Source organism: Arthrobacter sp. Rue61a (genome assembly GCF_000294695.2).
GTDB classification, from domain to species: domain Bacteria; phylum Actinomycetota; class Actinomycetes; order Actinomycetales; family Micrococcaceae; genus Arthrobacter; species Arthrobacter aurescens_A.
In genome coordinates, this window is the sequence record NC_018531.1 from 3,893,984 (window position 1) to 3,907,384 (window position 13,401).

The window sequence follows — 13,401 nt, forward strand, 5'->3', positions numbered from 1 at the left end:
GGGTGCGCCCGGTTACCGGGCAGGTGTGGGCTAGACGCCCATCAGGGCATTGATGGGGCCCCGGGCGAAGTAGATGATGAAGCCCGCCGTGACCACCCACATGAGCGGGTGGACCTTCTTGGCCTTGCCCGACGCCGCGCTGATGACGGCGAAGGAGATGAATCCGACACCGATGCCGTTGGCGATGGAGTACGTCAGCGGCATGGTCACGATAGTCAGGAACGCCGGGAGTGCTATGGAGAACTTGGTGAACTTGATCTCGCGGATCTGCGCCATCATCATCGCGCCAACCACTACAAGTGCTGCAGCAGCTACTTCCAGCGGCACCACCGAGGTGAGCGGGGTGAAGAACATGGAACCCAGGAACAGCAAGCCGGTAACCACCGAAGCCAAGCCGGTCCGTGCGCCTTCGCCGATGCCCGCCGCCGAATCGATATACACGGTGTTGGACGAACCGGACGTTGCGCCACCCACCACTGCGCCCATGCCTTCAACGATGAAGGCCGACTTCAGCTTGGGGAACGTGCCGTCCTTATGAGCCACGCCTGCGCTCTTGGCCAGACCGGTCATGGTCCCCATGGCGTCGAAGAAGTTGGTGAACACCAAGGTGAAGACCAACATGGTGGCAGCCAATCCGCCGATCCTGGCGAATGAGCCGAAGAGATCGAACTGACCCACCAAGCTCAAATCCGGGACCGAAACCAGCTGGCTCGACAAGATGGGGACGTTGAGGTGCCAGCCGCCGGGGTTGTCGGCACTGCCTGGGCCAATGTGGAACACAGCCTCGACAACTGCGGCGAGGACGGTGGTAGCGACGATGCCGATCAGCAGGCCGCCCTGGATCTTGCGTGCCACGAGGATGCCCATGGTCAGCAGTCCAACAATGAAGACAAGGGTGGGGATGGAGGTAATGGAGCCGTTGTCTCCGAGCTGAACCGGCGGACCGCCCGTGGTGGCGCGGACAAAGCCGGAGTCAACGAAGCCGATGAAGGCAATGAACAGGCCGATGCCAACAGTGATGGCGGCCTTGAGCTCCTTGGGGACTGCCTTGAAGATCGCCGTCCGGGCTCCGGTAGCACCGAAGAGGACAATCAGGATGCCGTTGATGACCACCAGGCCCATGGCTTCCGGCCATGTGACTTCCTGAATGACCGCGACGGCAAGGAAGGAGTTGATGCCCAGACCGGCTGCAAGGCCGAAGGGCAGGTTGGCCACCAGACCGAAAATGATGGTCATGACGCCGGCAGTCAGGCCGGTGACGGCGCCAACCTGTGCAGCCGAGAGCCAGCCGCCGGCAACGTCCGTAGGGGCGTTTTCTGCCGAGAAGCCGCCCAGGATGAGCGGGTTGAGGATGACGATGTACGCCATGGTGAAGAACGTGACCAAGCCGCCGCGGAATTCGCGGGCCAACGTGGAGCCACGCTTGGAGATCTGGAAGAACTTATCCAGGAAGGAGTTCGACACCGGCGGCTTCTTGTTGCCATCTGCCAGGCCGGTTGCCGTGTGCTTTGCCGCTGTGGGCTCTGCGCTCTTGCCACCGTTGGGGAAGAGCGCAGCCTGCTTTTCAGCTGCTTCTTGCATTTCTGCGGTATCCAGGCTTTCCATGTCAGCCACCGGGCCCTAGTAATCAATCCTGGAATCAAGCGTGTTCCATGTGTTGAACGGCTGGAGGGCCTCCGGAGCCTGGGGGTCGCCCAGTTCCAGCTTGGCTACCGGCATCAGCGCGTCCCGGTTGTCGTTCTCGAAGTACTCGTAGAAGACGGCGTCGTCGAAGCCGACGGATGCGGCGTCGTGACGGTCTGCGGCAAAAAACACGCGGTCAACGCGTGCCCAGAGTGCAGAGGCCAGGCACATGGGGCATGGCTCGCAGCTGGTGTAGAGGGTTGCTCCGCTGAGATCGAAAGTTCCCAGTTCGCGGCAGGCATTACGGATGGCCGTGACTTCTGCGTGGGCGGTGGGATCGTTCGTGGCGGTGACGCGGTTGACGCCTTCGAAGGCTCGTCCGTCCGCGGTGACAATGACGGCGCCGAAGGGGCCTCCACTGTTGAGGACATTGGCTGTTGCCAGCTCAATGGATGTGGCCAGGAATTGCTCGGCCGTGACGGTTGTACTCATGTTGCGACTTCCTTAGTGCTGAGGAAGCCAGGTGACCTGTTTGGGGGCGCTACAGAGAGGAGCTCCAGTTAGCTTGGTTACCAGGCTTCAGCATGTGCGATGAAGGTTAAGTTGCGCCTGGTAGATAGCTTCCCGAGGTCCGGGTGCCCGCCTTTGGCAGTTAGAGCGTAGCACCAGGTTTGTGAGCCGCGCCATAGTTTTTTGAAAATTTAATTTCGTCATGCGAAATTACTTACTCAGCGGTCCTGGTGCCCGAATGTGACCGCAGCCCGCCCGCAGGCGTTGACGGCCGCCGTCGTGCATTTTACGCTGAGGGGACCGGACCGCTCTATGGCGGGGCCGGAAACCTGGATCAGCAGACAGGGCCTAACTGAGCTGGAACGCGTACACGCCGACCAGACAAGGAACCTGCAATGACCCCCCTTTGGATCAAGAACCCGCTGGGTATCTTCACCGCAAACGACCTCGACGCCGGCGGCGGCTTGGTGGTTTCCGACTCCGGCACCATCATTGAACTGGTGCCTTCAGGCGGGCAGCCGTCTGTGCCATGTGCCGTCTTCGATGCCTCGGCGCATGTTGTCCTTCCCGGGCTCATCAACACGCACCACCACTTCTACCAAACCCTCACCCGCGCCTGGGGTCCGGTGGCCAACGCACCGCTGTTCCCGTGGCTGCAAAACCTCTACCCCGTCTGGGCACGACTCACCCCACGGAGCCTTGAGCTCGCCGTGCAGGTCGCGCTGGCCGAGCTGCTGCTTTCGGGCTGCACCACCGCCGCCGACCACCACTACCTCTTCCCCGACGGCATGGAAGACGCCATCGACATTGAAGTGGCCGCCGTCCGGGCCATGGGGATGCGAGCCACGCTGACCCGCGGGTCCATGACCTTGGGAGAGGACGACGGCGGGCTGCCGCCCAGGACCACGGTCCAGTCACCCGAGGCGATCCTTGCGGACAGCGAAAGGCTGATTCGTCAGTACCACGAAACGGGTGACGGGGCTGTCGTGCAGATCGCCCTTGCCCCGTGCTCCCCGTTCTCGGTGACCAAGGAAATCATGGCCGAGAGCGCAGCCATGGCCGAACGATTCGATGTCCGGCTCCACACCCACCTTGCCGAGACCATCGACGAGGAAGACTTCTGCCGCTCCATGTTCGGGCTGCGGACCGTGGACTACCTGGAATCCGTGGGCTGGTTGGGCTCCCGCACCTGGCTTGGACACGGCATCCACTTCAATGACGACGAGATCGCCAGGCTGGGAGCCGCGGGCACCGCCGTCGCGCATTGCCCCACCTCCAACATGCGCCTCGCCTCCGGGACCGCGCGCGTCTTGGAACTGGAGGCCGCAGGTGTTCCTGTGGGGCTGGGGGTGGATGGGTCGGCGTCGAACGATGCTTCCAACATGATCCTCGAAGCTCGGCAAGCCCTGTATCTGCAGCGGCTCCGCTACGGCGCCTCCGTTCCCGTGGAGCGGGCGCTCGGCTGGGCGACCCGTGGGTCCGCTGCGGTGCTGGGTCGATCCGACATTGGCCAGTTAGCCCCGGGGATGCAGGCCGACCTTGCGCTGTTCAAGCCCGATGAGCTGCGATTCTCCGGCAGCCACGATCCCGTCGCTGCGTTGCTGCTCTGCGGAGCGGACCGCGCCGACCGTGTGATGGTGGGCGGTTCCTGGCGCGTGGTGGACGGCGCGATCCCCGGGCTGGACGTGGCCGGGCTCATCGCTGAGCACTCGGCCGCGGCGCGGAAGCTGGTGGCGGGGTAGCTCTGGCGTGCTGAGGCCTCGCCCGATTCGATGGTTCCCTGCTCAGGATGCCGATCGCCCGGCACTTTTTGCAGGGAACCATCGAATTGCTCGGCTCAGCTAGATCGTGATCTTGTAAATATGATGCGTGTACTCGTTCGCGAACGAATCAGTGAACTTGCCTTCCGTTACCTGGATAGTCCGGCCTTCGCCCACCACTTCCACCTGGTTACCGGTGATCCCGGCGGGAAGCGTGAACGTCTTTGAGCCCGGAGCACCGTTTAGCCCGATGCCTGCGAAAAGGTACGCGCTGCCGTCCTTGGCCTTGAGCATGGTGTCAGTGCCCGCAGCTCCCGCGTTCCACTCATAGCTTTGTGTGTTGAGGACAGGAGCCAACGCTTGGATCCCTGCCAGCGCGGCCTTGATCTTCGCCCTGCGATCATCAGGAATGTCCACCAAAGAATAGTTACCGTACGCCGGATCATTGTTGTGTTGGAAGATGCTGATACCGCGCGCTTCGTGGATGATGCCGGACCACATGGCACCCTCCATCTGCTCCGGGGTTATGGTCCTGGCGTTCGACTCACCCAGGTACGGCCGAGCCGATTCCACGAACAGCCAATTCGGTTTCTCGCCAGGGGTTGCCTGGAAGGACCGCATCCGGTCAACCTGCCAGCCATACGCTGCACTGACCGCCGGGTTGGCACCTTCGGGCCACGCAGGGGAAGCTCTGAAAGCATCTCCCACAGGCGGGCTGGTATAGGCATAGTTATCGACGGAAGCGAAATCCACGGCCGCCAAGAAATCGTCCATGGTCCCACTGGCCCACCACGTCCCCAAGATGCCTTTGCTGTAATTGGCGTTGATGGGCCGGCCGTCACCATACGCGCGTATCTTCTCCACAAGATTGGTCATCTGCTGCAAGTTCTCCTGGGTATTGCTCCCGGAACAACCCAAGCCCATGTCGCACTCGTCAAAGGTCGCCCAGGCGACAACGCCGTCGTTGGCGCCCACCTCGGAACGTGTCCACTCCTGACCGGCGATGACGAGCATTCCGGTGTCAGTGATGGACGTCATCGTGGAGCCATCGTGCTCTGCCTCCTGATACACATTTACGCCAAGGTCCTTCAACCGGGCGGCGTGCTCCGGTTTCCCGAAAAAGACGCTCACGGGGAACAGGTTGGGGTTGTTCAGCCTGGCCGCACCCGGGAACTTGGTCCAGTACCCTGGTCCACCATCCCAGGGAATCCGAGCCAGGTTGGAGAGGGTGCCCGAGGTCGCCGTCGGGGTCGGGTCGGGTGACCGTCGGGGTCGGCGTGACGGTCGCCGTCGGGGTCGGGTGACCGTCGCCGGTCGGGGTCGGAGTGACGGTCGCCGTCGGGGTGACCGTCGCCGTCGGGGTCGGGGTGACGGTCGCCGTCGGGGTGACCGTCGCCGTCGGGGTGACCGTCGCCGTCGGGGTCGGCGTGACGGTCGCCGTCGGGGTGACCGTCGCCGTCGCCGTCGGGGTCGGGGTAGTGCTACTGGACGGTATGGGTGCCGAGGTAGTTACCGACGGCGTGGGCTGCGGCTCAGGCGTTGTGCACCCGGAAAGAGCCAACGCCATCACCGCCACGAATATTGAGACCTTGAGTTTCATGACTTGTATTTCCTTTTGCAGGGCAGCCACATTGAGCTGCCTCGGTGCCGTCTCCCCAGCCGGCTCTTTCGCCACCTGCCTTGGCAGGGTTTCAGCCGGGACATTGCCCGGCACGGCGCGGCGATGCGCGTCGGATTCTCGATCTCTGCCGTGCGCCGCCTGTAGCCGGTGCCGTTCGAGCGAGATGTTGCGGCCCGTGTCCGGTCAGGGCCGCGACGACCAAATGCCCGTAGGTGGTCGTCGACTCAGCATACGGGAAGCCCACATCCGCCATGCCGCTGGTTTAGATGGTTCCCTGCTCAGGATGCCGTGCGCACAGCATCCTGAGCAGGGAACCATCTGAACGGGTTCTCCACATAGACAAACCCGCCCCTGTGCCGGCTTTCCCGCTCGTTCCAGTCTTGACTCATGACCAACAGCACTCATGACCAACTGCCCCCGGGAATGGATTTGTGGCGAACCAACGAGCTGTATGAAGCGGGGATCCACCATCGAAGAATTGCCATGCTTGTCCGTTCCGGCGAGCTGGTGCGCCTACGGCGCGGTTGCTATATCAGAGGCAGCACCTGGACAGCCCAAAAGCCATGGATCCGCAGTCTGCAACTCATCGCCGCGCACGCACACGGGACACTTACGACGTCGGCCGGAAGCTTGGTCTACAGCCACACCTCGGCCGCGCGCCTCCATGGCCTCTTCCTATGGAACGTGGATGACAAAATCCACATCACCACGGAGACAACCACCTCATCCACGTCACACGGCGGGGATGTTGTTCCGCACACACGTTCGCTGGCGGTGCCTGGCGACGTTGTTTTTGTGAGGGGCATGCCTTGCACCACCGTGGAACAAACCGTGGTGGATTGCTGCCGGATGCTGAGCTACAAACAAGCCTTGGTCCTGATGGACCATGCTCTCAGAAAGGGCGCAGATCCTGTGAAGCTTCAGCAAATGTGCACGTTGATGGCCGGCCGCAACGGAGTGCTCACTCTTCGCCGGGTCTTGGAGAATGCGGATGCAAGGTCAGAGTCCCCCGGGGAAACCCTCACCCGGGAGTTGCTCCAGCGGTTGGGGATCGAACTTCCCGAATCGCAGGTGGAGGTCGCGTCACCGGAAGGTCGCCATCGGCTGGACTTTGCATGGAAGAAAAGGAAGGTTGCCTTGGAGTTCGATGGGAGGGTGAAGTACTTCGACTACGCCCCTACTGACGAGGTGATCTACCAGGAGCGGCTGCGCGAAAAGGCCTTGACCGAGCTTGGCTGGAGGTTCATTCGCATCAAGTGGCAGCAACTGTTCAAGGAACAGGAGTTCAAGACCAGGGTGCTGAGAGTTTTGCGGGGAACAAGCTAGCGCCGGATTCGGGGGTTCACTGCCAACAGTGCCGTGGGCACGGCATAGTGAGCAGGGAACCCACGAAACGGTGGCGGAGAGGAAGAGGCGCAAGGGCAACGGAAAGGCGGGCAATACCTCCCCAGGTATCGCCCGCCTCTTTGGCTCTGTTGCGCAGAGTCCGCGCTCCTGAAAATTCCCGCAGCGGCAGGGTTCCCTGTCCGAGCTTGCGAGGAAAGGGGGGCCGCTGAGGACGGAAAGATCCTAGGGGCGCTGCCGGCCGAACACCGGGAGTGCGCGCAGCCAACGGGAGAACCCGCCGGCTTTGCGGTCACAATCGGCCGGAATGTAGAAGTCCGGATCTGTCGCACCGAAAGGCAGGTACAGCTCCTGACCCGGCGCCGGGAATTCCACGACGTTGTTCGTATCCTTCGAGTCCATCTGTTCCTCCTCTTTCTCATGCAAGCAGTTTCCGCTCTTCGGAAAACTTTTATTGTTATGTGGAAAGTGTAGGCAGGCGTCAAAGCAAGCGTCAAGACCCCCGAGAAGCCAAACTGAGTTGCCCCGGTCACATTTGGATGGTTCATAACGATCCGCCGGAACCCGTATACACAAGTCGAATTAGTGCGCTACTCTCGAATGAGTTCGTGGCGTACGTCACGTAACCTGAGAGCAGCAGGCAGGGTCGTAATGAGCTGGCATCAATGGATGTCGGCTCTTTTTTGTTGGGTCGGCTCCACCAGAAACGCAGTGGAAACACGCGCTTAATTTCATTGATGGAACCTAGGTTCCACCTCACAGAAGTTGGGATATGACCATGAGCAACAACATCGTCCTCGGCGAAAACCAGTACGGCAAAGCAGAAGTCCGCGTCGTCAAGGTCACCCGGGATACTGACCGCCACCACATCGAAGACTTGAACGTCACCTCGCAGCTGCGCGGCGACTTCCAGGCGGCCCACCTCGAAGGCGACAACGGACACGTCGTTGCCACCGACACTCAGAAGAACACGGTCTACGCCTTTGCCCGTGAAGGCATCGGCTCACCCGAGTCCTTCCTGCTTCGCCTCGCAGACCACTTCACTGGCGGATTCGACTGGGTCACCGGCGGCCGCTGGGAAGCCGAAGCCTACAGCTGGGATCGCATCCAGGCCCACGGCGAGGGACACGACCACAGCTTCGTCCGCAACGGACAAGAGGTGCGTACCGCCGTCGTCGTCCGTGATGGCGCAACCACACACCTCATCAGCGGCCTCAAGGACCTGACCGTCCTGAAGACCACGCAGTCCGGTTTTGTCGGCTACCCGCGCGACAAGTACACAACCCTGCCGGAGACCACCGACCGCATCCTGGCCACCGACGTATCCGCCCGCTGGCGCTACAACACCAACCTGGACTTCGCCGGCACGGACTTCAACAAGAGCTACGAGGACATCAAGGCACTCCTGCTTGAAGGCTTCACCGAGAACTACTCCCACGCACTGCAGCAGACGCTGTTCGACATGGGCAAGAAGGTCCTGGAAGCTCACAGCGAAGTGGACGAGATCAAGTTCTCCATGCCCAACAAGCACCACTTCCTGGTTGACCTGAGCCCGTTCGGCCTGGACAACCCCAACGAGGTCTTCTTCGCCGCGGATCGCCCGTACGGCCTCATCGAAGCAACCGTCCAGCGCGAGAACATCGAGGCTGCACCGGTGGCATGGAGCGGCATCGCCGGCTTCTGCTAAACCCGCACCAAACGCGGACTAAGCCGGACTAAACCCGCACCATCTCAAGGGTTTGTGTGCAGGTCCCCCCAACGGCGCCCCGTCAAGGCCGGACCTGCACACAAACCCAACCCCAAAAACAACCCAAAGATTTGTTAGCCAGACACAGTTAGCCAGACGAAGACGTCTGCCATGAACCCAGAAAGTCTGCCATGAACATCAAGAAGAAATCCCGCTCTGCGAATACCACCGCTTCGCAGACGAACAAGCCGGAACGGCCCGAGGACAAGCGACTCTCCATCGGAAGCACCTTCGCCTACGGCTTCCAGCATGTCCTCACCATGTACGGCGGAATCATTGCACCCCCGCTGATCATCGGTGCCGCCGCAGGCATGTCCTCGCAGGACATCGGCCTCCTCATCGCCGCTTGTTTGTTCGTGGGCGGCCTGGCCACCATCCTTCAGACGGTGGGCATCCCGTGGTTCGGCTCGCAGTTGCCGCTGGTTCAGGGTGTTTCCTTCGCCGGTGTCTCCACCATGGTGGCAATCGTCCAAGGTGGCGGCGGGATCCAGGCGGTGTTCGGCTCCGTGATCGTGGCCTCGCTCATTGGCCTGGCGATCACTCCCTTGTTCTCCAAGATCATCAAGTTCTTCCCGCCTGTGGTCACCGGCACGGTGATCACCACCATCGGCCTCACGCTGATGCCGGTGGCGGCCAACTGGGCCATGGGCGGCAACGCCAAGGCTGACAACTACGGCAGCATGGCCAACATCGGCCTCGCAGCAGCCACCATGGGCGTGGTCCTTCTCCTCAGCAAGGTTGGCAACGCCGCCATTTCCCGACTCTCCATCCTGCTGGCCATGGTCATCGGTACCATCATCGCTTTCATCGCCGGCATGGCTGACTTCTCCAAGGTGGGCCAGGGTGACATCGTCGCTTTCCCCACGCCCTTCGCTTTCGGCGCTCCCACCTTTGAAATCGCTGCCATCATCTCCATGCTCATTGTCATCCTGGTGACCTTGACCGAAACCTCGGCCGACATCATCGCAGTGGGCGAGATCGTGGACACCAAGGTTGACTCCCGCCGCATCGGCGACGGCCTCCGCGCCGACATGCTCTCCAGCGCCATCTCCCCGTTGTTCAACTCTTTCACCCAGAGTGCCTTCGCACAGAATGTTGGCCTCGTTGCCATCACGGGCATCAAGAGCCGCTTCGTTGTCAGCGCCGGCGGCCTCATCCTGGTGGTCCTGGGCCTCCTGCCGATCCTGGGCCGTGTAGTCGCAGCGGTTCCGACGCCCGTCCTGGGCGGCGCCGGCGTCGTGCTTTTCGGTACGGTGGCAGCCAGCGGTATCCGCACCCTGGCCAAGGTGGAGTACAAGAACAACATGAACCTGATCATCGTGGCGGCCTCAATCGGATTCGGCATGATCCCCATCGCGGCACCTTCCTTCTACGACGAGTTCCCGTCCTGGTTCTCGACGATCTTCCACTCCGGCATCAGCTCGGCAGCCGTCATGGCCATCCTTCTGAACATCCTCTTCAACCACTTCAAGGCCGGCAACTCGGACAACCAGTCGGTGTTCGTGGCGGGCACTGACCGGATTGTCAGCGAAGAGGACATCAAGTGCCTCAGCGAGGGCGACCGCTTTGAGAACGGCAAGCTGATCGACGCCGACGGCAAGGAAGTCCCACTCAAGGCATCCAGCGCTTCAGAGCACTAGCTTCCGCACGCGCGGATGACAGCAGGCGGCAGTGTTTTCCTTGGGGGACACTGCCGCCTTTTGTCGCCTCGCGGGGGGAGGGTCGCCCCTCGGGGCATGTACGACGCCGGCACTCACCCGCACGGGGAGCCCGCCTTCGCAAGCACTCGCCTCGCCCAGGACCCAAGATCGCACAGCACTCAGGATCGCACAGCACTCACCGTAGGATCAGGCCATGACCGAGAAGCCCATGACCAACCAAGCGCCCTGCTTCCACTCGCTGGCCTTCCGCGAGATCCCGAGGCCGGACTATGCGGACGTTTGCCTGGCCACTCTCCCGAACGGCGCCGGCACGGACCCCACGGAATGGGCGGAGCGGTTGTTCTCCTTGGAGTCCATGCCCCGTTGGGTCGCCGGGGCAATGGGCTTGCGTCAGGCGCTTGTGCCCTTGATCGGAATTCCCAGGGCGCCTCAGGACACGTTCAAGGTGACCGACCAGTCGGGCGAAGAAGCCCTGATCTTTGTCCGGGACAAGCACCTGAACTTCGCGGCCGCCGTCGGGGTTGATCCTGTGAGCCGACTGATCAGGGTGACTACCGCCGTCGAACTTAAAGGGTGGCGCGGGAGACTGTACTTCGGCGTCGTGCGGCCCGTTCATCCGATCGTGGTGAACTCCATGCTGAAGAAGGCCACCCGCTCAAAACCCTCGCCGACATAACAAAAGATGGCAATGTTCGTGAAGAACATTGCCATCAAATGCCAACTCGGCGAAGTGGGAAAGCTAGTTTTGGTTGAGCTCCGCGGAGATCGCCATGGCAGCCTCGCGCAGCATGGGCACGGCGCGGTCAGCGAAGCTCTGGTCAACGCGGGTGATCGGTCCGGACACGGAGATCGCGGTGGGCGTGGGCGCGTTAGGCACGGCCATGGCGAAGCAGCGGACGCCGAGCTCCTGCTCTTCCTCGTCAATGGAGTAGCCACGTTCGCGGATGAGCTTGAGATCTGCCAGGAGGGAGTCGATGTCGCCGATGCTCTTGGCCGTGGGAGTGGGCATGCCGGTGCGGGCCACGATGCCGCGGACAACTTCGTCATCCAGCTGGGCGAGGATGGCTTTTCCGACTCCGGTGTCGTGCGTGTGGGCGCGGCGCCCAACCTCGGTGAACATGCGCATGGAGTGCATGGACGGGACCTGGGCCACGTAGATGACCATGTCCGAGTCGAGGACGGCCATGTTGGAGGTCTCGCCGAGGCGCTCCACGAGGGTCTTCAGCTGCGGCCGGGCCACGGCTCCGAGCTGCTTGCTGGCGCCTTCACCCAGGCGGATGAGCCGAGGGCCCAAAGCGTAGCGGCGGTTGGGCAGCTGACGGATGTAGCCGAGGGACACCAACGTGCGGAGCAGGCGGTGGATGGTGGGCAGGGGGAGGTCCGTGGACGACGAAAGTTCGCTCAGGGTGACGTCGCCGCCTGCGTCCGTGATCAGTTCCAGCAGTTCAAAGACGCGCTCAACGGACTGCACGCCTCCGGAGGCTTTTTCAGCCATTCCCTTGTCTCCAATGACTCAGATTCCGACAACTCTTATCCGCATCGTGAAAAGAATTGCTTAGAACACCCAACATACAGCACAACCCGCACCTGCGCGATGACGCCAAACATGACCAAGCAGGGGGTTGTGTTTCCACTTTGTAGATAATAATATCCATAATACGAAAACATTCAGTTTGGAACGGCGGCCCGGGAACGGGCCTTACAGGAGGAATTTCAATGGCGAATCCGAGCCCCGGAAACTCGATCACCCTGCGCGTCGCCGCACCGTCGAGCTTCACAGCTACCAGTGAACTGGCAGCAGCCGTCGGCGCAGCCGGTGCAGCGATCACCGCACTGGACGTCACGGAATCCCACCACGAGACGATCGTTGTTGACGTCACCTGCAACACCACGGACGACGACCACGCAGGCCGCGTGAAGGATGCCCTGAACGCCCTCGACGGCGTCACCGTCCAGCACGTCTCGGACCGCACCTTCCTCATGCACCTCGGTGGCAAGCTCGAAGTCGTCCCCAAAGTAGCCCTGCGCAACCGTGACGACCTCTCGCGTGCCTACACTCCCGGCGTCGCCCGCGTCTGCATGGCCATTGCTGAGGACCCGGCCGCAGCCCGCAACCTGACGGTCAAGCGCAACACCATCGCCGTCCTCACCGACGGTTCAGCCGTTCTGGGCCTGGGCAACATCGGCCCCGCCGCTGCCCTTCCCGTGATGGAAGGCAAGGCTGCGCTCTTCAAGCAGTTCGCCAACGTTGACGCCTGGCCCGTCTGCCTGGACACCCAGGACACCGAAGAAATCATCATGATCGCCAAGGCCATGGCCCCCGTTTACGGTGGCATCAACCTCGAAGACATCGCCGCACCGCGCTGCTTCGAAATCGAGAACCGCCTCCGCGAAGAACTCGACATCCCGGTGTTCCACGATGACCAGCACGGCACCGCGATCGTCACCCTCGCTGCCCTGGTCAACGCCCTCCGTGTTGTGGACAAGAAGCTGTCCGAGGTCAAGATCGTGGTTTCGGGCGTCGGCGCTGCCGGCTCGGCCATCATCCAGCTCCTCAAGGCCCAGGGCGCGCAGCACATCATCGCCGCTGGCCGCTCCGGCGCCATCCACTCCGGCGAGGAATACAACGACGAGCACCGCAGCTGGATCGCCGCGAACACCAACCAAGAAGGCTTCTCCGGAACCCTGCACGACGCCCTCAAGGGAGCGGACGTCTTCATCGGCGTCAGCGCCCCGCACGTGATCGGCGAAGAGCAGGTCGCTTCGATGGCCGAGGACGCGATTGTGTTCGCCATGGCCAACCCGACGCCGGAAATCGACCCCGTTGTCGCGTCCAAGCACGCAGCCGTGGTTGCTACCGGCCGCAGCGACTTCCCGAACCAGATCAACAACGTGCTGGCCTTCCCCGGCTTCTTCCGGGGCCTGTTGGACGCTGGGGCCTCGGACATCACGCCGAACATGCTGGTGGCCGCTGCCGAGGCAATTGCCAACCGGGTAGCTGACGATGAGCTCAACGCGAGTTACATTATCCCCAGCGTCTTCGATCCCCATGTTGCCGCCGATGTGGCCACCGCCGTAGCCAACGCTGCGCACGCCAACGCCGCCAGCGCACTCTAGAAAAAGGAATCCGCTCAC

Annotated in this window: 11 protein-coding genes; 6 read left to right on the plus strand and 5 right to left on the minus strand. The window is 62.2% G+C overall.

All coding sequences use genetic code 11. The annotated features are described in order from the left end of the window. Positions 1-30 precede the first annotated feature (30 nt). Positions 31-1,614, minus strand: coding sequence for an NCS2 family permease (locus ARUE_RS17670; RefSeq protein ID WP_011776018.1), 1,584 nt, complete (start codon positions 1,612-1,614; stop codon positions 31-33). A gap of 6 nt (positions 1,615-1,620) precedes the next feature. After that, positions 1,621-2,115, minus strand: a complete 495-nt coding sequence (locus ARUE_RS17675; protein WP_011776019.1) for a nucleoside deaminase — start codon at positions 2,113-2,115, stop codon at positions 1,621-1,623. 413 nt (positions 2,116-2,528) lie between these two features. Here ARUE_RS17675 and ARUE_RS17680 point away from each other — a divergent pair, with 413 nt between their 5' ends. Next, entirely contained in the window at positions 2,529-3,875 is a 1,347-nt protein-coding gene (locus ARUE_RS17680) for an 8-oxoguanine deaminase (RefSeq protein WP_014922713.1), read from the plus strand. Positions 3,876-3,974: 99 nt separating this feature from the next. Here ARUE_RS17680 and ARUE_RS17685 read toward each other — a convergent pair whose 3' ends face one another. Further along, a complete protein-coding gene (locus ARUE_RS17685) occupies positions 3,975-5,024 on the minus strand; it encodes a hypothetical protein (protein WP_014922714.1) in 1,050 nt (349 codons plus the stop codon). 877 nt (positions 5,025-5,901) lie between these two features. Here ARUE_RS17685 and ARUE_RS17695 point away from each other — a divergent pair. After that, positions 5,902-6,840 (plus strand): type IV toxin-antitoxin system AbiEi family antitoxin domain-containing protein, encoded by a 939-nt coding sequence (locus tag ARUE_RS17695; protein ID WP_014922715.1) that lies wholly within the window; start codon positions 5,902-5,904, stop codon positions 6,838-6,840. A 243-nt stretch (positions 6,841-7,083) separates the two neighbouring features. On the opposite strand, the gene ARUE_RS24500 is transcribed toward ARUE_RS17695, so the two are convergent. Then, a complete protein-coding gene (locus tag ARUE_RS24500; protein ID WP_014922716.1) occupies positions 7,084-7,260 on the minus strand; it encodes a hypothetical protein in 177 nt (58 codons plus the stop codon). A 370-nt stretch (positions 7,261-7,630) separates the two neighbouring features. Here ARUE_RS24500 and pucL point away from each other — a divergent pair, with 370 nt between their 5' ends. The 3 genes from pucL (at position 7,631) to ARUE_RS17710 (ending at position 10,942) form a co-directional block, all read left to right on the plus strand. Beyond that, a complete protein-coding gene (pucL, locus tag ARUE_RS17700; RefSeq protein ID WP_011776023.1) occupies positions 7,631-8,545 on the plus strand; it encodes a factor-independent urate hydroxylase in 915 nt (304 codons plus the stop codon). A gap of 191 nt (positions 8,546-8,736) precedes the next feature. After that, positions 8,737-10,245 (plus strand): nucleobase:cation symporter-2 family protein, encoded by a 1,509-nt coding sequence (locus ARUE_RS17705; RefSeq protein ID WP_011776024.1) that lies wholly within the window; start codon positions 8,737-8,739, stop codon positions 10,243-10,245. A 214-nt stretch (positions 10,246-10,459) separates the two neighbouring features. After that, a complete protein-coding gene (locus ARUE_RS17710; protein ID WP_011776025.1) occupies positions 10,460-10,942 on the plus strand; it encodes a DUF2867 domain-containing protein in 483 nt (160 codons plus the stop codon). A 63-nt stretch (positions 10,943-11,005) separates the two neighbouring features. Here the strand turns inward: ARUE_RS17710 and ARUE_RS17715 are convergent, their stop codons facing one another. Further along, complete coding sequence (locus ARUE_RS17715) at positions 11,006-11,761, minus strand: IclR family transcriptional regulator (RefSeq protein WP_011776026.1); 756 nt, start codon at positions 11,759-11,761, stop codon at positions 11,006-11,008. Positions 11,762-11,982: 221 nt separating this feature from the next. Between ARUE_RS17715 and ARUE_RS17720 the strand changes: the two genes are divergently transcribed. Continuing rightward, complete coding sequence (locus tag ARUE_RS17720) at positions 11,983-13,383, plus strand: NAD-dependent malic enzyme (protein ID WP_011776027.1); 1,401 nt, start codon at positions 11,983-11,985, stop codon at positions 13,381-13,383. The last annotated feature ends 18 nt before the right edge of the window (positions 13,384-13,401 follow it).